The organism is Mesorhizobium sp. URHB0026 (genome assembly GCF_054059755.1).
The window spans coordinates 48,547-67,078 of record NZ_JBSSCN010000001.1; the positions used below are offsets into that span (position 1 = coordinate 48,547).

General features: G+C 63.9%; 22 protein-coding genes. 11 read left to right on the plus strand and 11 right to left on the minus strand.

All coding sequences use genetic code 11. The features are described 5' to 3' along the window. The first annotated feature begins 13 nt into the window (after positions 1 to 13). Entirely contained in the window at positions 14 to 151 is a 138-nt protein-coding gene (locus tag ACVWWD_RS00225) for a type II toxin-antitoxin system ParD family antitoxin (RefSeq protein WP_023781530.1), read from the plus strand. Here the strand turns inward: ACVWWD_RS00225 and ACVWWD_RS00230 are convergent. Further along, entirely contained in the window at positions 145 to 1,011 is an 867-nt protein-coding gene (locus ACVWWD_RS00230) for an SDR family oxidoreductase (RefSeq protein WP_352546484.1), read from the minus strand. The genes ACVWWD_RS00225 and ACVWWD_RS00230 overlap by 7 nt on opposite strands. Before the next feature lie 234 nt (positions 1,012 to 1,245). Here ACVWWD_RS00230 and ACVWWD_RS00235 point away from each other — a divergent pair, with 234 nt between their 5' ends. Continuing rightward, positions 1,246 to 1,458, plus strand: a complete 213-nt coding sequence (locus ACVWWD_RS00235) for a type II toxin-antitoxin system VapC family toxin (protein WP_457102856.1) — start codon at positions 1,246 to 1,248, stop codon at positions 1,456 to 1,458. Positions 1,459 to 1,464: 6 nt separating this feature from the next. Here the strand turns inward: ACVWWD_RS00235 and ACVWWD_RS00240 are convergent, their stop codons facing one another. Next, the gene (locus tag ACVWWD_RS00240; RefSeq protein WP_352546482.1) at positions 1,465 to 2,151 is read right to left on the minus strand and encodes a helix-turn-helix transcriptional regulator; all 687 of its coding nucleotides are present in this window, start codon (positions 2,149 to 2,151) and stop codon (positions 1,465 to 1,467) included. Between the two features lie 8 nt (positions 2,152 to 2,159). Next, a complete protein-coding gene (locus ACVWWD_RS00245; RefSeq protein WP_352546481.1) occupies positions 2,160 to 3,032 on the minus strand; it encodes a S1C family serine protease in 873 nt (290 codons plus the stop codon). Between the two features lie 168 nt (positions 3,033 to 3,200). Between ACVWWD_RS00245 and ACVWWD_RS00250 the strand changes: the two genes are divergently transcribed. Next, a complete protein-coding gene (locus ACVWWD_RS00250) occupies positions 3,201 to 4,151 on the plus strand; it encodes a S1C family serine protease (RefSeq protein WP_023770125.1) in 951 nt (316 codons plus the stop codon). 9 nt (positions 4,152 to 4,160) lie between these two features. Here ACVWWD_RS00250 and ACVWWD_RS00255 read toward each other — a convergent pair whose 3' ends face one another. Further along, a complete protein-coding gene (locus ACVWWD_RS00255; protein ID WP_023770126.1) occupies positions 4,161 to 4,586 on the minus strand; it encodes a VOC family protein in 426 nt (141 codons plus the stop codon). A 66-nt stretch (positions 4,587 to 4,652) separates the two neighbouring features. Here ACVWWD_RS00255 and ACVWWD_RS00260 point away from each other — a divergent pair, with 66 nt between their 5' ends. After that, positions 4,653 to 5,246 carry a TetR/AcrR family transcriptional regulator gene (locus ACVWWD_RS00260; protein ID WP_352546480.1) on the plus strand — a complete coding sequence of 198 codons (594 nt, stop codon included), beginning with the start codon at positions 4,653 to 4,655 and terminating at the stop codon, positions 5,244 to 5,246. Between the two features lie 98 nt (positions 5,247 to 5,344). On the opposite strand, the gene fabF is transcribed toward ACVWWD_RS00260, so the two are convergent. Both fabF and ACVWWD_RS00270 read right to left on the minus strand, forming a co-directional pair. Beyond that, positions 5,345 to 6,613 carry a beta-ketoacyl-ACP synthase II gene (gene fabF, locus ACVWWD_RS00265; RefSeq protein WP_457102857.1) on the minus strand — a complete coding sequence of 423 codons (1,269 nt, stop codon included), beginning with the start codon at positions 6,611 to 6,613 and terminating at the stop codon, positions 5,345 to 5,347. 71 nt (positions 6,614 to 6,684) lie between these two features. Continuing rightward, complete coding sequence (locus ACVWWD_RS00270) at positions 6,685 to 7,266, minus strand: TetR/AcrR family transcriptional regulator (protein ID WP_352546478.1); 582 nt, start codon at positions 7,264 to 7,266, stop codon at positions 6,685 to 6,687. Between the two features lie 174 nt (positions 7,267 to 7,440). Between ACVWWD_RS00270 and ACVWWD_RS00275 the strand changes: the two genes are divergently transcribed. Further along, positions 7,441 to 7,539: a putative RiPP precursor gene (locus tag ACVWWD_RS00275; protein ID WP_352546477.1), complete on the plus strand. Its 99-nt coding sequence runs from the start codon at positions 7,441 to 7,443 to the stop codon at positions 7,537 to 7,539. Positions 7,540 to 7,560: 21 nt separating this feature from the next. Here ACVWWD_RS00275 and ACVWWD_RS00280 read toward each other — a convergent pair whose 3' ends face one another. After that, positions 7,561 to 8,523 carry a LysR family transcriptional regulator gene (locus ACVWWD_RS00280; RefSeq protein WP_023770131.1) on the minus strand — a complete coding sequence of 321 codons (963 nt, stop codon included), beginning with the start codon at positions 8,521 to 8,523 and terminating at the stop codon, positions 7,561 to 7,563. A gap of 107 nt (positions 8,524 to 8,630) precedes the next feature. Between ACVWWD_RS00280 and ACVWWD_RS00285 the strand changes: the two genes are divergently transcribed. Continuing rightward, on the plus strand, positions 8,631 to 9,266 hold the full coding sequence (locus ACVWWD_RS00285) for an FMN-dependent NADH-azoreductase (RefSeq protein ID WP_023770132.1): 636 nt from the start codon (positions 8,631 to 8,633) through the stop codon (positions 9,264 to 9,266). A 228-nt stretch (positions 9,267 to 9,494) separates the two neighbouring features. Here the strand turns inward: ACVWWD_RS00285 and ACVWWD_RS00290 are convergent, their stop codons facing one another. Both ACVWWD_RS00290 and ACVWWD_RS00295 read right to left on the minus strand, forming a co-directional pair. Beyond that, the gene (locus tag ACVWWD_RS00290) at positions 9,495 to 9,794 is read right to left on the minus strand and encodes an AzlD family protein (RefSeq protein WP_023794267.1); all 300 of its coding nucleotides are present in this window, start codon (positions 9,792 to 9,794) and stop codon (positions 9,495 to 9,497) included. Beyond that, on the minus strand, positions 9,791 to 10,525 hold the full coding sequence (locus ACVWWD_RS00295) for an AzlC family ABC transporter permease (protein WP_352546476.1): 735 nt from the start codon (positions 10,523 to 10,525) through the stop codon (positions 9,791 to 9,793). Before ACVWWD_RS00295 ends, ACVWWD_RS00290 begins: the two co-directional genes overlap by 4 nt. Before the next feature lie 169 nt (positions 10,526 to 10,694). Between ACVWWD_RS00295 and ACVWWD_RS00300 the strand changes: the two genes are divergently transcribed. After that, positions 10,695 to 11,153, plus strand: coding sequence for an Lrp/AsnC family transcriptional regulator (locus ACVWWD_RS00300; RefSeq protein WP_023770135.1), 459 nt, complete (start codon positions 10,695 to 10,697; stop codon positions 11,151 to 11,153). Positions 11,154 to 11,181: 28 nt separating this feature from the next. Here ACVWWD_RS00300 and ACVWWD_RS00305 read toward each other — a convergent pair whose 3' ends face one another. Then, positions 11,182 to 12,105, minus strand: a complete 924-nt coding sequence (locus tag ACVWWD_RS00305; protein ID WP_352546475.1) for a LysR family transcriptional regulator — start codon at positions 12,103 to 12,105, stop codon at positions 11,182 to 11,184. Positions 12,106 to 12,231: 126 nt separating this feature from the next. On the opposite strand from ACVWWD_RS00305, the gene ACVWWD_RS00310 reads away from it, so the two are divergent. From ACVWWD_RS00310 to ACVWWD_RS00320, 3 genes are all read left to right on the plus strand, one after another. Beyond that, positions 12,232 to 12,750 (plus strand): cupin domain-containing protein, encoded by a 519-nt coding sequence (locus tag ACVWWD_RS00310; protein ID WP_352546474.1) that lies wholly within the window; start codon positions 12,232 to 12,234, stop codon positions 12,748 to 12,750. A 15-nt stretch (positions 12,751 to 12,765) separates the two neighbouring features. Beyond that, the gene (locus ACVWWD_RS00315; RefSeq protein ID WP_352546473.1) at positions 12,766 to 13,683 is read left to right on the plus strand and encodes an alpha/beta hydrolase fold domain-containing protein; all 918 of its coding nucleotides are present in this window, start codon (positions 12,766 to 12,768) and stop codon (positions 13,681 to 13,683) included. A 141-nt stretch (positions 13,684 to 13,824) separates the two neighbouring features. Beyond that, complete coding sequence (locus tag ACVWWD_RS00320; RefSeq protein ID WP_352546472.1) at positions 13,825 to 15,027, plus strand: MFS transporter; 1,203 nt, start codon at positions 13,825 to 13,827, stop codon at positions 15,025 to 15,027. Positions 15,028 to 15,097: 70 nt separating this feature from the next. Here ACVWWD_RS00320 and ACVWWD_RS00325 read toward each other — a convergent pair whose 3' ends face one another. Next, entirely contained in the window at positions 15,098 to 17,104 is a 2,007-nt protein-coding gene (locus ACVWWD_RS00325; RefSeq protein ID WP_032921909.1) for an EAL domain-containing protein, read from the minus strand. 285 nt (positions 17,105 to 17,389) lie between these two features. On the opposite strand from ACVWWD_RS00325, the gene ACVWWD_RS00330 reads away from it, so the two are divergent. Continuing rightward, positions 17,390 to 18,424: a class I SAM-dependent methyltransferase gene (locus ACVWWD_RS00330; RefSeq protein WP_023770141.1), complete on the plus strand. Its 1,035-nt coding sequence runs from the start codon at positions 17,390 to 17,392 to the stop codon at positions 18,422 to 18,424. The last annotated feature ends 108 nt before the right edge of the window (positions 18,425 to 18,532 follow it).

Sequence of the window (18,532 nt, forward strand, 5' to 3'; positions counted from 1 at the left end):
ACGAGGCGACTTGATGCCTACGGAAGAAAACGGCGATCAGAAGCTTGAGCAGCTTCGTCGGGCAATCGATGAGCGCGACCAGTCAGGTGAACCGGAGCCGTTCGAGTCGTTTTTTGAAAGCGAGCGGCGGCAGCAGGATTCCCTTCAGTAGATGTTCTTGATCTTGCTGTCCGTCCTGGCAAACACCTCATCCGGCACAAAAAAGTCTCCGGCCAGCGGTCCGGTTGCTTCAGGCGCATAGACCGAGAAATCGCTGAGGCCCTCGGCGCGCAGCACCTCTTCGTCGATATAGAAATTGCCTGATGCCTCGCGCGACGGCCGCATGAAGATCGCATGCGCGGCATCGGCCATGATGTCGGGCGACCGGCTCATCGCCGCCACCGTGGCTCCGCCCAGAAGGTTGCGCACCGCGGCCGTGTCGATGGTCGAGATCGGCCACAGCGAATTGACCGCGATGCCATCCCTGGCGAATTCCGCGCTCATGCCCAGCGTGCACATCGACATGCCGAATTTGGCCATCGTGTAGGCGACATGGTTCTTGAACCATTTGGCCTTCATGTCGAGCGGCGGCGCCAGATTCAGGATGTGAGGATTTTTCGCCAACTTCAGGTGTGGAATGCACGTTTTGGACACAAGGAAGGTGCCGCGCGTGTTGATCTGATGCATCAGATCGTAGCGCTTCATGTCGGTTTCCAGCGTGCCGGTGAGCTGGATGGCGCTGGCATTGTTGACGCAGATATCGATGCCGCCGAATTTCTCGACGGTTCTGCCGACCGCCTCGGCAACCTGCGCTTCCTCGCGGATGTCGCATAGCACCGGCAGTGCCTTCCCGCCGGCCTGCTCGATCTCTTCAGCGGCGCTGTAGATCGTTCCCGGCAGCTTCGGATGCGGCTCGGCCGTCTTGGCCGCGATCGTTATATTGGCGCCATCGCGCGCGGCGCGTAGCGCTATCGCCAGCCCGATGCCACGAGACCCGCCGGAGATAAACAGCGTCTTTCCGTTCAGCGACATCTTCCGGCTCCCTGCAATCTTTTCGTCGTCGTGATCCTTGCCCGCGCTGCAGCGGGATACAAGAGCCCGCGACAGGAAGCCATGGTGACGCAGCGGAGGCCGGCCAGGGTTGGGAGCGCAAAACCTATTGGATTGGCAGCCCCGGTTGTTGGCAGCGCCAACCTTTCTTGAAACCACCATGGTGCTCGCGGGCAGCCGGTAGGATCAAGTCCTGGATCGCCTTGAACGCTTCCTGTGAACCGCCTCGATCGAGACAATCGACTTAACCGGCGCGACCATGCAGCTGTCGCCCGGCAAGCCTTTCCGCGTTACGGCAAGGGGCGGCACCCGGCGGCGCTGACCTTCGGCGACTGCATCGCCTACGCCACGGCGCGGCTCGAAGCCGTGCCGCCGCGGCTCTTCACGGGCGAAGACTTTCGGCCGACCGACATCGAAGCCGCGATCTGATCAATCTCAGACCAGAACCAGCCCCTGCCGCATCGCGATGGCGATGGCGTCCGTACGATTGACGGCACCGAGCTTGATCAGGATCGCGGCGACATGGAACTTCGCCGTGTGGACGGAGATGTTGAGCCGCCGCGCGATCACCTTGTTGGGCGCCCCTTCGGCCAGCAGCGCCAGCACTTCCGCCTCGCGCGGCGACAGCGCCGGCCGGGCGGCGGCGCCATCGTCGGCCGTTTCCTCACCGAACAACCCGCTATGGCTTTCATCTCGATTGGCCGCATCGCCGCGGTCGAAATCGGCATGCCTATCCGGCACCGAACGCCCTTCGCCGGACACCCGGTAACCGGCGGCGGCCAGCCTGACGGCAGCGGCGATCAAAGCTGCGTCCGCGGCCGACGGCAGCACCGCAAACACCTGGCCTTGCGGCCGGCCCGCTTGGTCCGAAAGCAGTACCTTTGGGGTCGTGATGCTGCCGACGCTGGCTCGATCGACCAAGGCCGCGCTGTTGGCGACAGCATCATCGATGATGGCGACATCGGCGACCCCGCCGGCGGCCACGACCGGCAGCAGATCGTCCGCCATGGCAAGCGAAGCCGACAAGCGCTCGGCGCGCCCGGCATCGCGCAGTGCGATCAGCACCACGAGTTGGCGTTCGCCGCGCGCCACGTCAGGCCTTGTCAGCGTGTCGCTTTCCATCCGTCCTCTCAGCTCAGCGGCTTTTCACCGATGGTCAGCACGACGTCGCGCTGTTCGCCGCCGCGCACAACACCCAGCTTCACCGAAACACCGGCGCTGTCGGGCCCGAGCCGACGGATCAGGTCTCGCGGACCATGCACGGCCTCGCCGTTCCATGCCACGATGATGTCGCCGAGCGAGAGGCCAGCGGCCTTGGCCGGACCATTGTCGTCGAGGCTCATCACCATTGCGCCACGCGCGTCGCGGTCGCGCACCGGATGCAGGCCGGCGCCGAGGTAACCACGTGCGACATGGCCCTTTTCGCGCAGCGTCGCCACCGCGCGTTCGATCGTCTCATGGGGCATGACCAGCGCGCGGCCACGCGGGCCGAACAGAAGCATGCCGATCAGTGCGCCCTTGGCGTCCAGCACCGGGCCACCCTCGAAGCGGCCGCCGGCGCCGACAGCCAGGTTGATGCGCCGGTCGATGGTGCCGCCGCGCATCGAGCGCCAGGCCGGGCCGACTTCACCGACCGAGCCCGACACGGCCAGCACCGAGCCCTGGCTGCTGCCGATGGCTATGGCGATATTGCCTGGCCGAACGGGGCTGGCTCTATCGAGGACAGGCGCGGTGGCCGCATCCGCGGGCTTCAGCAGGGCGACGCCCGTCGAAGGATCGCGGCCGACCAGTTCGGCCTTCGCCGTCTCGCCGGAGGCCAGCGTCAATTCGATCTCCTCGCCGGCCTCGACGGCTTCCTCGGCGGTGACGAAATAGCCGTCGCCCCAGTGGAAGGCGCTCGCCGTGCGGTGATGATGCGTGGCGAAGCTTGCCGTTGTCGGCGTCGCCTTGGCGGCGATATCGGCGATGGCATCGGAAAATGCATTCAGATTGAAGTCGCTCATGATGATCTCCTGGGTTTTCTCCTGCCCCAGATATCGCTCGGCGGTACGCCAGGAGGTACTCGCCTGACGGCTAGTTGCGGGTTCGACTGGCCATCTGGTCAGGTCGCGGTGGTTCCGGCCGCTCCGCACATATAGTCACGATCAAGCCTGAAAACACGGAGCCCCCCAATGGCCCTCGCCGCGCCAAAATTCCAACCGGACGAGACATTGCTCGACGCCTATTCGACGACGGTTGCCGACGCGGTCGACCGCATTGGACCGGCCGTCTGCCGCATTGAGCGCATCGGGGGGCCGGGCGGTCATGGCTCGGGCTTCGTCATCGCGCCTGACGGGCTGGTCGTCACCAATTTCCATGTCGTCGGTGATGCCCGGACGGTACGCGTCTCGATGCCGGACGGGGCCTCCAGCGAGGGCCGCGTGCTCGGCCGCGACCCCGACACCGACATCGCCCTGGTGCGCGCTGACGGCAGCTTCGCCGACGTGGCGCCGCTTGGCGATTCCAAGCGGCTGCGGCGCGGCCAGATCGCGATTGCCATCGGCAATCCGCTGGGCTTCGAATGGACGGTCACCTCGGGCGTGGTCTCGGCGCTCGGCCGTTCGATGCGGGCTTCGACCGGCAGGCTGATCGACGACGTCATCCAGACCGACGCCGCGCTCAACCCCGGCAATTCCGGTGGTCCGCTGGTCTCGTCGGCCGGCGAGGTGATCGGCGTCAACACCGCCATGATCCATGGCGCGCAGGGCATTGCCTTCGCCGTCGCGTCCAACACCGCGAACTTTGTCATTTCGGAGATCATCCGCTTCGGCCGCGTGCGCCGCGCCTTCATTGGCGTCTCCGCCGACACGGTAAACCTGCCGCGGCGCGCGGCACTCTTGTCGCAGGTCTCGACCAGTACGGCGGTACGGCTGCGCAGCGTCGAGAAGGACGGCCCAGCAGCCAGGGCGGGTCTCAGGGAAGGCGACATCATCTCGGCAATAGACGGGCGCCCGGTGACCGGCGTCGACGACCTCGTGCGCATGCTGGACGCCGAGCGTATCGGCCGCGAGACGCTGTGCACCGTGGTGCGCCGCACCGGCGTCAGCCAGATGGCGGTGACCCCGGTGGCACGGGCGGGCTGAGCCTGCCATTCAAGCCCCCGCCGCGCCTTCCGCATACCGCGCCAGGAACTCTTCGCTGGGCGGGATCGGCTTGATGACGTCGATAAGCACGCCGTTGGGATCCCTGGTGATGAAGTGGCGCTGGCCGAAAGGCTCGTCGCGCAGCGTTCGCAGGATAGGCAGGCCGGCAGCAAGGATCCGGTCATGGACCGCATCGGGATCGCGGACCTCGAAATTGATCAGCAGCCCGGAGGTCCGCCCCCGCCCCTCCTCGGGGATCGTCTCGTGGTCGCCCTGGACGATGCCGAGATTGACGCGTTTGTTGTCCACCGACCGCAGATGCACGTACCAGTCGCTCTCAAACAGCGGCTGGAAACCGAAATGCCTGATATAGAAGGCCGCCGTGCCGGCGACATCGCCGGTCATCAGCACCGGATAGTAGCTCGTCGTCTTCATCTTTCCTTCTCCCGTCAATTAACATACAGTCTGCATGTAAATTGAAATAACATACAGGCTGCATGTATGCAACAGGGATCCGCGCGTCGTTCGAACCGCGATCGTACCGAGACGACGCGCGCCGAGCTGATCTCGGCGGCGCGCGAACTGTTCACGGAGAAATCCTATGCCGAGACCGGCACGCCGGAGATCGTTGCCGCCGCGGGCGTGACACGCGGCGCGCTGTACCACCATTTCGCCGACAAGCAGGCGCTTTTCGCCGCCGTGGTCGAACAGGAAGCCGCGGCGGTAGCGCGGGAGATTGACCGCGCCTCCCCGCCTTCGCTCAGCGCCCGCGATGCGCTGATTGCCGGTTCCGATGCCTATCTCACAGCCATGCGCGTGCCCGGCCGCACGCGGCTCTTGCTGCTCGACGGCCCCGCCGTGCTCGGCCGCGCTGAAATGGATGCCATCGACAACCGCCACGGCAACCGCTCGCTGCGCGAGGGCCTTGTCGCGGCGATGCGGACGCAGTCGATGAAAAGATTGCCGCCCGAAGCGCTGACCGCCCTGCTTGCCGCCGCCTTCGACCGCGCGGCGCTGGCCATCGAGGCCGGCGCGTCGGGCGAAGACTACCGTGCCGTCCTGACGGCGCTGATAGACGGACTGTCGCCCGCCTGAAGTACATGGCGACATCGTCGCCCGCACCCGGGCAATGACTGCACATTCGCGGGCATGCCACCGCCTGACCAGGACATCGCGATTGCCGCGAGCAGCGGCTAGTCCGTCCAGCGCCGGAACAATGCGCTGGCGTTCACGCCGCCAAAGCCGAAGCCATTGGAAATCGCGTAGTCCATCTCCATCGGCCGGGCGTGGTTTGCGACGAGGTCGATCCCGTCGCTTGCCGGATCGGGGGCGCTCAAATTGAGGGTTGGCGGTGCGACCTGGTCCCTGAGCGCCAGGACCGTGAAGATCGCCCCAAGCCCCCCGGCGGCGCCGAGCAGGTGTCCGGTCGCCGATTTCGTTGCACTGACGGCTATGCCGAAATCCACGCCAAAGACGCTTTTGATCGCCTCTATTTCCCCCGCATCGCCGACCGGCGTGGAGGTCGCGTGCGCGTTGAGGTGGCGGACCTCCCGTGCCGAAATACCGGCTTGTTTGATCGCCATTTCCATCGCCCGGCGCGCACCGTCGCCATCCTCCGGACCGGAGGTGATGTGATAAGCGTCCGCCGTCGTGCCGTAGCCGACGAGCTCGGCCAGCGGTTTGGCGCCGCGCGCAAGCGCATGGCTCAATGCCTCGATGACCAGGATTCCGGCGCCTTCGCCCATGACGAAACCGTCACGCAGCATGTCGAACGGACGGGACGCCTGATCGGGACGGTGATTGAAGGAGGTCGAAAGAGAGCGTGCCGCGGCAAAGCCACCGAGGCTGACCGTATTGATGCAGGCTTCCGTTCCGCCGCAGACCGCGATGTCGGCCTCATTGGCGCGGATAAGACGCGCCGCATCGCCGATCGCCTGGATGCCGGCCGCGCAAGCCGTCACCGGAGCGCCGAGCGGACCCTTGAACCCATATCGGATCGAAATCTGTCCCGCCGCCATGTTCACCAGGAACGACGGCACCGTGAACGGTGAGAGACGCCGGACACCGCGCTGATCGACCGTTCGCACAGCTTCGGTTATCGCGGGAAATCCTCCGACGCCCGAGGCGATGATCGTCGCGGTGCGGGCCCTGTTATCGTCCGAAACCGGATTCCACCTGGCCTCCGCAAGCGCCTCTTCCGCGGCCGCAAGCGCGAACACAATGAAGCGATCGGCCTTGCGCTGTTCCTTGGCGGCCAGGACGGTGTCTGGATCGAAGCCACCTTCGGGATCCTGTTCGAGGGAAGGAACGATGCCGCCGCTCTTCGCCGGCAGGTCTCCCACCATTTCGTCCGGAAGGCTCCGAATGCCCGAGCGGCCAGCCAGGAGCCGGGACCAGGAAGTCGCCGCATTGGCCCCAAGGGGGCTGACTGCTCCCATGCCTGTAACAACGATACGACGCATGTCTACTCCAGCTTCTGTTTGATAGGTTCGCCCGACGGCGCCGCGGGGACGCTCGATGGCGACCACCGCCTCTATCCTTGCGCGGCCGCAATTCGCCTGATTTCGCTGGCGGCGGCATCGAGAAAACGCTGCGATATCTCTTCATCTCTGAAGATGCGGGAGATCGTCACCGCCCCCACCATCAGCGACAGCATCGCCATGGTCTTGCGCTGGTTTCTCGGGCCTTCCGCGGCTGGCACCAATTCGTCGAGGACTTCAAGGTGAGCTGCGATCCCATCCTGGAAGGGGATCCTCACTTCCTCGCTTTGGCGCGCCGCATCGGAACCAAGCGCCACGATCGGACAACCGTCGCTCTTCTCTTCGCGATGCCCGAGGGAAAGGTAGAGTTCGATAACGGCTTCTAGGGGATCAGGGCTCCCGGTAGCAACAGCCGACCATCTGCGGGTCGCGTGCTCCATCGCTCGCCTCGATGCCTGGGCTGCCAAGTCTTCCTTGGATTCGAACTGCTTGTAGAAGGCACCTTGGGTCAGCCCGGCACCCTTCATCAGATCCTTCAGCCCGATACCGTGAAAGCCGTGCTCTCGAAATAGGCGGCTTGCCGCGTTGATCACCGCTTCGCGATTTGCTTGTGCCTGCGCACGGCTGACCCGCATGTCATTCTTCCAGTTAGACTTTGAATGACATCTATAGCGAGGATAGAGTTTGAATGCAATCTAACTTGAATCACTCACCTTCCGTGGCAGAGAAATGCAATGGCGAGGCAACCGGAACCGTCCAGTCCCGTTATGGCTGTCACTCACTTGCGGGCTCGCATTCGGGTTGGACACATGAAAAAGACCTATGAGAAACCGACGCTGCACAAGCGCGGAAAATTGACCGCTCGTACGGCGCAGATCCTGGTTTCCGGGGTGACGCTGATCGAATGATTTTCGGCTGAGTTCCAGGATTCAGCCGCCGGCGTTCGCATCGCCGTCGGTCTCCGGCTCCTCTTCGGGCACCTCGCCCGGCTCGAACTCGTTGAAGCAGCCGAGCCCGCGCTTGAACCGGTTGATCAGCCAGGCCGCCGCCGGCTTTGGGCTGCGATCGTTGCGGTGCATGGCAAACAGGGGCGAACTCACTTCCTTGTAGGGCTCGAGATCAAGTTCCACCAGGCGACCCGTGGCCAGGTCGTCGGCGATCAGCCAGCGCGGCAGCCCGCCCCAGCCGAGTCCCTCGCGCATCAATATGTGCTTGGTTCGCATGTCGGTCAGTCGCCAGGTGCGGTAGGCGAAGACGCCGTAATCGCGTCCCTTGGTGCGCTCGGACTGGTCGGTCACGACAAGCTGCGTATGCTCGCGCACATCCTCGAGCGCCACCGGCTTCGGCAGCAGGGCAAGCGGATGGTTGGGAGAGGCGGCCGGCACCAGCGACATGAAGCCGATGCGCACGAGATGCACGTCGACATCGCCCAGCAGGCCGCCAATGCCGAGATCGACCTGCCCGCTGACGACAAGATCGGGGATGAGGCCGAGCGTGCCGATATGCAGGCGCAGCATCACGGTCGGAAACCGCGCCTCGAATGCCTTGAGCACCCGCACCAGCACGGGGGAAGGCAATGATACGTCCACCGCCAGCGCCACCTCGGCCTCCAGCCCGTGGTGGTGCCCGTCGACGCGCGAGCGCATCCGCTGCAGCACGCCCACCATTCGCCGCGCGTCTTCCAGCATCGCCCGGCCGATCTCGGTCAGCTGCGGCTCGCGCGTGCCCTCGCGTTCGAAAAGCTTCAGCCCGAGCTGCGCCTCGAGATTGGCGATTCCGTAGCTGATGACCGATTGCGCGCGGTTGAGCTTGCGGCCGGCCGCCGAGAAACTGCCGGTGTCTGCAACGGCGACAAGGATCTGGAGCTGGTCGAGGGTCGGGTTGGGCTGCATCATTGTATCTACTTTATGGATGGATCATATCGAAAATATACCAGTTTATCTGGTAGGTCGATGCCCCATATATGGCGGGACAATTCATTCCACTGGAGAGACCCGCTATGTCCATTCTTCTCGTTACCTCAAGCCCCCGCGGCGCTGCCTCGCACTCGACCCGCATCGCCACCGAGTTCGCCCAGAAGCTTCTCGCCGCCGACCCGTCGAACACGCTTGTCGTGCGTGACCTCGTCGCCAACCCGCTGCCGCACATCGATGCCGACTATGCGACCGGCATCTACACGCCGGCCGATGCCCGCACCCCGCGCCAGGCTGAAGTGGTGGGCGTTTCCGATGTCGTGCTCGACGAGTTGTTTGCCGCCGACACGGTGATCTTGGCCACCGGCTTCATCAACTTCAACATCTCCTCGACGCTGAAGTCCTGGGTCGATCACGTCGCCCGCTCCGGCAAGAGCTTTGCCTATGGCGAGAACGGCCCCAAGGGTCTCGTGACCGGCAAGAAGGTCTACATCGTGCTGGCTTCCGGCGGCATCTATTCCGAAGGTGCGGCCGTGCAGTTCGATCACGCCGTCCCCTACCTGCGCAGCGTGCTCGGTTTTATCGGCATGACCGACGTCGACGTCATCCGCATCGAGGGCGTCGCCAAGGGACCTGACGCGGTCACCGAAGCACTCGCCAAGGCGACCGCCAAGGTAGATGCCGTTGTGGCCAGGACGCGCGACGTCGCCGCGGCCGCGTAGGGCACGGCGTCATCCCGCATCGAAGGCAGGCGCCCCGCGCCTGCCTTTCTTTTTTATCGAGTGTCCTAGCGTCCGCCTGGAACTCGGACAGCGGCGGCGAGCGGATTCGTGTAGCGCCGGGTCAGCATGTTTTTCTGGCACCGGACCTGCTCCAGCTCCATCTGTTCAACGCCATGGGTCGACGTCCACGGTCCAGTAAACTCGGACGCCCATCGGCTTTGTTGGACGCTACCCAATGAAATGCCTCAGCAGGCCCGCGGCGCCCACGCCGATCAGCACGGTTGGCAGCATGGAAAGCCGTGTCGCGGCGACCAAGGTGATGGCCAATGCCGCGAGATCAGCGGGATTGCGCGACACGAAGGCCGGCGCGATGACAGAGATCAGCACGCAGCCGGGCGCTGCCTCCATCACCGCCGTGGCGCGGGGACTGAGCACGCGGTTGCGCAGCACGACATAGCCGCCGATCCGCGTCAGATAGGTGACCCCGGCCATCAGCACGATGGTGAAAAGGGTCGCCATGTCGATCATGCGTCACCTGCCGTCAGCCAGGCCGCGACCAGCCCCGACACGGCACCTGCCGCGACATACCAGGCGCCGGGAACGAGGAGATATACGAGCGCGGCGACGACAAGGCTTACAAGCCAGGGCCGCGCCGCCGCGACGCCCTTCCACATGCCGCGCATCAGCACCAGGAAGACGGCAGGAAACGCCATATCGAAACCATAGGTCTCTACATCGCCCAGCATCGGGCCGAGCAAAGCGCCGAGCGTGGTGAAGGCCACCCAGGTCAGATACATCGCCAGCGCCGCGCCCATGTAATAGCGCGGGCTGAAGGCCGGCGCGATGCCGGCCTCGGCGCGCTGTTTGGCGTCGGCAAGGCCCAGCGCCCAGCTTTCGTCGCATAGGAAGAACAGCGCCGGAAACACTTTGCGCCGCGGCAGGTCGCGCAGGAACGGCGCGAGCGCCGCTCCCATCAGCAGATGGCGGCTGTTGACCAGGAAGGTGATGGCGACGATGAGCAGGATGTGCGGAGGCGACGTCCACAACTGGATCGCCGCGAATTCCGAGCCGCCGGCGAAGTTCAGCCCCGTCATCGTGGACAACTCGACCGTGCTCAGCCCTTTCTGCACGGCCTGGGCGCCAAGCACCAGCGCATACGGGATGGTGCCGAGCAGCACCGGCGCGCAGGACGCCACGCCACGGCGAAACTCCGATCTCGAACCATTGCCCACCGACTCGACTGCCTGTGAAATGCTCATGTCCTGCCATTGGGCGGCCTCACAGCCGCCTGCTTGCGTTTGAAAATCTCGTGATGTCAGGGGCAAAACATACCTACACCTCGACGCAATTGGGTTGCGAAGATTGTTGTCTTTCGTCAGATTTTGGCATTCACTGTTACGAAGCCACAGGAAAATGGAATTCAACGCCATGAAGCTCGACGACATCGACAAACGCATCCTGCGGGCGTTGCAGCGAGACGGCCGCATGGCCAATAATGATCTGGCCAAGGAGGTCGGCCTATCGCCCTCGCCTTGCCTGCGGCGCGTCAAGCTCCTGGAGGAAGCCGGTATCATCGACCGCTACGTCGCCGTGATCAATCCGGCCAGCATCGGCAAGGGCCTCACCTTTTTCACCCGCATCTGGCTGAAGGCACAGGACGAGGACACGATCGAACATTTCGCCACCGAGGTCGCCAAGCTGCCGCAAGTGATGGAGTGCTATCTCATGCTCGGCGACTGCGACGCCATGGTGCGTGTGGTGGCCGCCGGCATCGATGACTACCGGCGCTTCCAGTCAGAGCATCTGAGCCGCATCAAGGGCGTGCAGAACGTCAAGACCGACGTACCGAGCCAGACGATCAAATATACGTCGGAACTGCCGATCTGATCCTCGAAAATCCCGCGCCGAGGCGGCATCAACCCGTCGCCACGATGCCGCCTTGCCAATGCTCGTTAGGGACGGAAACCTCGCGCATGAAATCCACGAAGCTGCGCACGGTCTGCGACAGCTCGCGCTTGCTCGGAAACAGCAGATTGACCTCGACCGGAGCGATGTCCCAATCGGTGAGCAGCGGAACGAGACACCCTTCGGCGAAGTCGTCCACACAGAGATAGGTGGAAAGCACGCCCAGGCCCGCGCCGTTGCGAACCAGTTGGTGGATGGTCAGCGCATCGTTGACGCTGACCCGGTTGGGCACATCAACCGTGGCCATCTCACCGCCCCGGTAGAAATGCCAGGTCCGCGTGCGGCCGTCGCCTCGGGGCATTTCGATGCATTCATGGGTGGACAGATCGGCCGGCGTGAGCGGCGTGCCATGCCGGCTGAGATAGCCGGGCGCGGCAGCGAGGCAGCGCCGCACACTGCCCAGGCGCGTCGCCACCAGTGCGGAATCCGGCAGCGGGCCCATACGGATCGCCACATCGACCCGCTCGGCGACAAGATCGAGGTCGCGGCTGGTCAGATCGAGCGCGACGTCGACATGGGGAAACCGGGCGAGGAACGCCGGCAGATGCCGGGACAAGACATTGATGCCGAAACCGATGCCGGCGCTGACCCGCAGCAGACCGCGTGGCTCGCCCGCGAGGCTCTCGACATAGGTCACCGTCTCGTCAATCCGGGACATCAGCTCGACGCAACGCGTCCGCAACGCGTCTCCGGCCGCGGTCAGGATCACCGCGCGGGTGGTGCGCTGGAACAGCCGTGCGCCCAGCTGCTGCTCCAGCCGGGCAATGTTTCGGCTGACTGTCGACTTTGGCAGGCCGAGTACGCGGCCAGCCGCCGAAAAGCTGCTGGTCGCCGCCACTCTTTCGAAGACGCGCAAATCGTTGAGATCGATCATGGGGGCGACTGTTCCATCCGTGGGACAGTGAGTCCAGCCGGTCGAACGAGCTTTTTGGTGCTTTGGCGCCGGCCAGCAGCTACCACTGACAAGGGCTGGAAACCTCCCCGACCCTGGAGATCAGACATGCTTGAGTTCACCATCCCCGCCGACGATCCCAACCGCCAGATGTCGATTGTTGATCCCGACGATCCGTCGCTCCAGCATCTGGCCATAGTGGGCGACACCTACACCATCCTGCTGTCCGGCACGCAGACCGCCGGGCGCTTCTGCCTCATCGACATGAAGGTTCCCGATGGCGGCGGCCCCGGTCCCCACCGGCATGATTTCGAGGAGACGTTTCATCTTCTGGAAGGCGAGATCGAGTTCACCTTTCGTGGCCAGAAAAGCGTGGCCAAGGCAGGCATGACGGTGAACATCCCGGCCAACGCCCCGCATTCGTTCAAGAATGTCTCGGGCGCGGACGTCCGCATGCTGTGTATGTGCGCGCCGGCGGGACAGGAAGAGTTCTTTGCCAGCGTTGGTACACCGGTCGGGAACCGCACCGCTCCGGCACCGAAACTCAGCCCGGCGGAATTCGGCGCCTTCCTCGGCAAGGCAGCAGCGCTCGCGCCGCAATTCCGCACCGAGCTTCTGAAGCCATAATCCTGACAGGCCGTCATGAGCGTCGAAATCCACCCCGAGGACGAGCGCGACCGCGCCGTCATGCTGGCGATGCGCGACATGCTGGCGACGCTGCCGGCGCTGGAGTTCGCGCCGGCGTCACGGCCGGTCTTCGAAGATCTGATGCAGCACACGCCTGTCGCCGACGGCATCAGTTTCGAGACAGGGACCGTCGGCGCGGTATCGGGCGTCTGGTGCCGGCCAATGGCCGGTGCCGCGCGCGCCGCGATCCTCTACCTCCATGGCGGCGCCTACGTGCTCGGCTCCGCCATCGGTCACCGCAACTTCGTCAGCCAGATCGTGCAACGCGCCGGCGCGCCGGCCTTCATTCCCGACTACCGGCTGGCGCCGGAGCACGGTTTTCCGGCCGCCTTAGACGACGCGCTCAGCGTATTCACCGGTCTTTGCGACATGGGCTATGACGCGATCGCGATTGCCGGCGACTCGGCCGGCGGCGGCCTTGCGCTGTCGTTGCTGGCGCTGGTGGCGGCCAGGGCCAGAAAGGGCGCCGGCGTCATGCCGCGTTGCGCGGTGCTGATGTCGCCATGGACCGATCTTGCACTGGCAGGCGGCTCGATGCTGACGAGAGCGGAAGCCGATCCGCTGGTGAAACGCGACGAACTGAAAAAGGCAGCCGATCTCTATCTCAAAGGCACCGATCCAACCGATCCCCGCGCCTCACCGCTCTATCAGCCCCTGGGCGGACTGCCGCCGCTACTGGTCCATGTCGGCGACGACGAGATCCTGCTCGACGATTCACGCCGCGCGGTCGAGGCGGCGTCGAGCGCCGGCGGCGAGGCGGCGCTGCATATCTGGGAAGGCATGACGCACGTCTTCCCCTCTAACCTTGCGCAGTTGCAGGCGGCACGCCAGGCCATCGACATGGTCGGTGCCTTCATCCGCCAGCATCTCTAGATTTGGCTGTATGGATCGCAGGCCCTAAAAAAATCGATCTGAAAATGTCGATTTGAGCGCTGCTCGGACGTCCTTCGGACGCAACCGGAATTGCCGGGGGGCGTCGAAAGATCGATCCTGCTCCCGGCTGGGAGAAGAAACATGAACCATTCCTACCGTTGGGCCATCGTCGCGGCTGGCGCGCTGATGTCCTGCGTCGCCATCGGCACGATGTTTTCGCTGGCGATCTTTCTCGAACCCATGGCGCTCGATACCAACTGGTCGCGCGCGGGCATTTCGAGCGCCATGACGCTCAACTTCCTGGTGATGGGCCTTGGCGGCTTCGCCTGGGGTGCCCTGTCCGACCGGTTCGGCGCCCGCATCGTCGTCACGATCGGCGCCGTGCTGCTCGGGCTGGCGCTGGTGCTGGCAAGCCGCGCCGGTTCGCTTCTCACCTTCCAGATCACCTATGGCGTGCTCGTCGGACTCGCGGCCAGCGCCTTCTTCGCGCCGATGATCGCGCTGACGTCAGGCTGGTTCGACACCAATCGCGGGCTGGCCGTATCGCTGGTCTCGGCCGGCATGGGCGTGGCACCGATGACAATCTCGCCGCTCGCCCGCTGGCTGATCTCCGCCTACGAATGGCGTAGCGCCATGTTCGACATCGGCATCCTGGCCTGGGTGCTTCTGCTGCCCGCCGTGCTTCTGGTGCGCCAGCCGCCAAAGCCTGTCGCCTCCGATGCGGCCGAATCTCGAGCCGCCGAAGGCGCAGGCCTCACAGTCGGCCAGGCGCTGCGCTCACCGCAATTCATCGTGCTGGGGCTGACCTTCTTCGCCTGCTGCGCGGCTCATTCCGGCCCGATCTTCCACATGGTCAGCTACGCTATGCTGTGTGGCGTCGCCCCGATGGCGGCAGTCTCGATCTACAGTGTCGAGGGTCTGGCCGGCCTGGGCGGCAGGCTGCTCTACGGCGTGCTGGCCGACCGGCTCGGTGTCAAGCCGGTGCTGATCGCCGGGCTGGCGATCCAGGCGATGGTCATTGCCGCCTATCTCTCCATCAGCCAGCTCGACCAGTTCTATATGCTGGCCGTCATCTTCGGCGCCACCTATGGCGGCGTCATGCCGCTCTACGCGGTGCTGGCGCGCGAATATTTCGGCCAGCGCATCCTCGGCACCGTATTCGGCGCCGCCACCATGCTCTCCAGCCTCGGCATGGCGCTGGGGCCGCTTGCCGGCGGCATGATCTTCGACGCCTATGCCAGCTACCATTGGCTGTTCATCGGGTCGGCGCTTATCGGCCTGGGTGCCGCGGGGATAGCGATCGCCTTCTCGCCGCTGCCACGCAGGGCGTTGCGGACGGCATAGGCATCGCCGCGCTGCAATCGCCAGAGGGCAGACGAGCTTGACGGGCCAATGGCCGGTCAAGCCAGCGCCTTTACGCAGACTTGAGAACCGTGAACGGCCGCTTTTGAACGGCCCGCTTGGTCTGGAAATTCGCGGCCGGAGCGGGACGGCCGACGTGAAAGCCCTGGACCTGGTCTATGCCGAATTGGCGCATGAGGACCATCTGCTCTTCGGTCTCCACCCCTTCGACCAGGATCTTGTGGCCGCGATTTCTGACCAGCGCAATGATGTCCTGCAGCATTGCCATGCCCTTGGGAGTGCCGCAGTCGTGAAGGAAGGAGCGGTCTATCTTGACCGTATCGAACTCGATGAGACGAAGCCATGAAAGGCCGGCGAAGCCCGTCCCGAAATCATCGAGCCAGATCTTGATCCCGAGCAGTTTCAGGTCGCTGATGCAGCGCAGGATGTCGGAGTGCATCTCCATCTCCAGCCCCTCGGTGATCTCGAAGGCCAGCCTGTTTCCGGTTACGCCGGTCTCGCCCAGAATGGTCGCGACCGACGTCGCGAAGCCCGGCGTCTTGAGCTGGATCGGCGAGACGTTGACGCTGACGACGCGCACGTGATCCTGCGCCAGGAGTTCGGCGCACACCGTCCTTATTGCCCAGCGCCCGAGCTCGAGGATGGCGCCGGTTCGCTCCGCGACGGGAATGAACAGGCTCGGCGGAACCAGGGTGCCGTCGAGCATCTTGAGGCGCATCAGCGCCTCCACGGCCTCGACCCCACCCGACGCGACGTTCTGTATCGGTTGGTAGACGAGCGAAACCAGGTCCTGGCCAATGGCGATCTTCAGCAAGGCCGCCAGGTTCTCGCTCTCGTCGCTGCTCTGGGGATCGGTCGGATCGAACAGCCGGGCACAGTTTCGGCCGCTGGCCTTTGCAAGATAGAGCGCTCGATCGGCCTCGTGGATGATCTTCTCCAGCTTGGCGGCGGTCTGCTTTCTGGTGAACGCCGCGCCGACGCTCGCCGTCACGATCGAGATGCCATCCCGGCGCAACTCGTGCGCGATCGCCAGGTTCTCGATCGTGCGGCAAATGGCTTCCGCCAGATCCGAGACCTCGCCCTTCTTGTCCATGCGGGCCAGGACGATGAATTCCTCGCCGCCGTAGCGGCCGATGGAGCCATCATGTTGCTTGATCAGGTCGCTGAGCGCATCGGCGACCTGGATCAGGCAACGGTCGCCTTCCTGATGGCCATAGCAATCGTTGAACTTCTTGAAGAAGTCGACGTCGATGAGGATCGCCGCGAAACCGTGACCAAGCTTTTGCCAGTCATTCCAATAGTCGCGCAGTTTTTCGTCGATCGCGCGCCGGTTCTCCAGCCCTGTCAGCGGATCCGTGCGCGACAGCCTGAGCAGGGCCTTGCCGCGCTCGGTCGCCTCCTTGTGCTGGATCTTGGCTTCCAGCGCGTTCAGGAAGACGTTGTAGCGCTCTTCGTTCAGCTTCCAGTTCACATAGGACGTGAATGTGAAGCACGAAACATAGAAGGTGCCGAATACCATTTTGTATATCAGCGTAGCGGGTAAAAAGTAATTCACCACATACAAGATGCACAAAATTATCGTCGACGTTATGATCGAGACCTTGAAGCGGAATGTAAAAAAGAGATTGGCACTCATCATGAAAATGGTGCCGAAGACCATATAATAGGCGACGCTTTCCTTGTTCGCGCCCATGGAAGCGGGGTAAAGCCAGCCGATATAGCCAAAGATGATGGCCGCGGCGCAAGTTACGTCAAGCCAGTCGGTGGCGGCTCCCTTGCGAAGCTGTGCTTCCAGCACCAACAGTGCGGTCAGTCCGACAGCGAAGCGGGCCGTGATCGTAAAGGCGGCCACATCGGGTATCAGCAGCAGATCCGATACCGAAAACAAGACGTAGATGGCGACGGCGATCCAGAGGCCTGGCCTGGCTTCCTTCCTTCGCTTCGCCTGGGCTTCCGTGCGGTAGAGCGTTCGAAGTTCGGCCGCCCCCAGCTCCTGACGCGGATCGTGCGGTTCCGCAGTCACCGCATCGGCCACTGTGGATGACGCGCGTTCGTTCACGACAAATCCCGGTTGAAGGGCATTTCGCGTTCCGAACTCTTTTCCAGCTTCTGCCCCCAACGCAGACCGACTCCTTGGGCGCGACACGTTTGCCGCGCGATCAAATGCAATGACGCAGGACAAGTTTCCGTTAACTCGAACCCGGAATCCCGTCCTTAAAAACTCCAATGAATTGGCATGGTTAGCGGGAAATTAATCATATCGGTAAAAGGCACCGGACCCGCCGTTGGCAAATGGAGTATTCTACGCAATAAGTTAACTGACTGTTAACCAAGGAGTCCTGGTGTGCAAACCGTGTTTGATGGCAAGAGCCTTATCACTGCCGAGGCGATCGCCGGTGGTCTCCGTCGAGGAAAGCCCGAGCATCATGGCGAAGCGTTCGAAACCGCTCGCGCGGAGCTGGCGCTGATCCTCCACGCTACACAGCAACAGGTCGAGCAGCAGAAATTTCCCGCCGAGATCGTCCGCCGACTGCTCTCGCTTCTCAATGCGCTGCGCGCCAAGGTCCATCCCGACGTGTGGCAGGCCTTGATACCGGTGGCGCAGAACCACCCGATCCAGAAGTACTTTCTGGAGGATCCGCTGACGCATTGGTCCTTCACCAAGCCCAGGGGGTATTCCGGCGACGCGCAGTTGCTCGACTACATCTATTGCGACCCGCATGTTGCCGAGAGCGTCGCAAGCGCTTCGGAGGTCGGCAAGGCGCTTTACAGCCATACCCAGAACGTTCCGTCATGCGTCGCGGCACGCGAGCGCCGCGATCTGCTGACCCGCTATGTCGACGAGACCGCGGCCAGGAACGGACCCGAAACCGAAGTCCTGGCGATCGCTGCCGGCCATCTGCGCGAGGCGAACCGTTCGGCCGCCTTGGCCGAGGGCGGTCTCAAGCGCTGGGTCGCGCTCGACCAGGATCCCCAGAGCGTCGGACTGATCGCGCGCGACTTCCAGGGCACCGCGGTCGAGGCCATCGACGGCTCGGTGCGCACCGTGCTCACCAGAGGCCACAAGCTCGGCAAGTTCGACCTCATCTATGCCTCCGGCCTTTACGACTACCTCCAGCACAACGTCGCAGTGAAACTCACCAAGACCTGCCTGCAGATGCTGAAGCCGAACGGGACCTTCCTGTTTGCCAACTACGCCGAGGGCACTCCTGACGCCGGCTACCGGGAGACGTTCATGGACTGGGTGCTGCTGCTGCGATCGGAGGTCGATATGTGGAACATCATCAACGCCAGCGTCGACCGCAACGCCGTCGACGCGCAGGTCTACTTCGGCGAGAACCGCAACGTGCTTTACGGCGTCATCCAGAAGCGTGGATAATACCCGTCTGGATGCAAACCGGCTGACGTAAGGACCTCGAGCGCTTCGACCGCGGTGCTCGAGGGTTTCGGTCCTCTTACGCGCGCCCCAGGCTCGCTGCTGGGACCG

Bases quoted from the DNA above. Each gene is read 5' to 3' on its own strand.
- ACVWWD_RS00225 (WP_023781530.1), top strand. From the start codon at position 14: ATGCCTACGGAAGAAAACGGCGATCAGAAGCTTGAGCAGCTTCGTCGG.
- ACVWWD_RS00230 (WP_352546484.1), bottom strand. From the start codon at position 1,011: ATGTCGCTGAACGGAAAGACGCTGTTTATCTCCGGCGGGTCTCGTGGC.
- ACVWWD_RS00240 (WP_352546482.1), bottom strand. From the start codon at position 2,151: ATGGAAAGCGACACGCTGACAAGGCCTGACGTGGCGCGCGGCGAACGC.
- ACVWWD_RS00245 (WP_352546481.1), bottom strand. From the start codon at position 3,032: ATGAGCGACTTCAATCTGAATGCATTTTCCGATGCCATCGCCGATATC.
- ACVWWD_RS00250 (WP_023770125.1), top strand. From the start codon at position 3,201: ATGGCCCTCGCCGCGCCAAAATTCCAACCGGACGAGACATTGCTCGAC.
- ACVWWD_RS00255 (WP_023770126.1), bottom strand. From the start codon at position 4,586: ATGAAGACGACGAGCTACTATCCGGTGCTGATGACCGGCGATGTCGCC.
- ACVWWD_RS00260 (WP_352546480.1), top strand. From the start codon at position 4,653: ATGCAACAGGGATCCGCGCGTCGTTCGAACCGCGATCGTACCGAGACG.
- fabF (WP_457102857.1), bottom strand. From the start codon at position 6,613: ATGCGTCGTATCGTTGTTACAGGCATGGGAGCAGTCAGCCCCCTTGGG.
- ACVWWD_RS00270 (WP_352546478.1), bottom strand. From the start codon at position 7,266: ATGCGGGTCAGCCGTGCGCAGGCACAAGCAAATCGCGAAGCGGTGATC.
- ACVWWD_RS00275 (WP_352546477.1), top strand. From the start codon at position 7,441: ATGAAAAAGACCTATGAGAAACCGACGCTGCACAAGCGCGGAAAATTG.
- ACVWWD_RS00280 (WP_023770131.1), bottom strand. From the start codon at position 8,523: ATGCAGCCCAACCCGACCCTCGACCAGCTCCAGATCCTTGTCGCCGTT.
- ACVWWD_RS00285 (WP_023770132.1), top strand. From the start codon at position 8,631: ATGTCCATTCTTCTCGTTACCTCAAGCCCCCGCGGCGCTGCCTCGCAC.
- ACVWWD_RS00290 (WP_023794267.1), bottom strand. From the start codon at position 9,794: ATGATCGACATGGCGACCCTTTTCACCATCGTGCTGATGGCCGGGGTC.
- ACVWWD_RS00295 (WP_352546476.1), bottom strand. From the start codon at position 10,525: ATGAGCATTTCACAGGCAGTCGAGTCGGTGGGCAATGGTTCGAGATCG.
- ACVWWD_RS00300 (WP_023770135.1), top strand. From the start codon at position 10,695: ATGAAGCTCGACGACATCGACAAACGCATCCTGCGGGCGTTGCAGCGA.
- ACVWWD_RS00305 (WP_352546475.1), bottom strand. From the start codon at position 12,105: ATGATCGATCTCAACGATTTGCGCGTCTTCGAAAGAGTGGCGGCGACC.
- ACVWWD_RS00310 (WP_352546474.1), top strand. From the start codon at position 12,232: ATGCTTGAGTTCACCATCCCCGCCGACGATCCCAACCGCCAGATGTCG.
- ACVWWD_RS00315 (WP_352546473.1), top strand. From the start codon at position 12,766: ATGAGCGTCGAAATCCACCCCGAGGACGAGCGCGACCGCGCCGTCATG.
- ACVWWD_RS00320 (WP_352546472.1), top strand. From the start codon at position 13,825: ATGAACCATTCCTACCGTTGGGCCATCGTCGCGGCTGGCGCGCTGATG.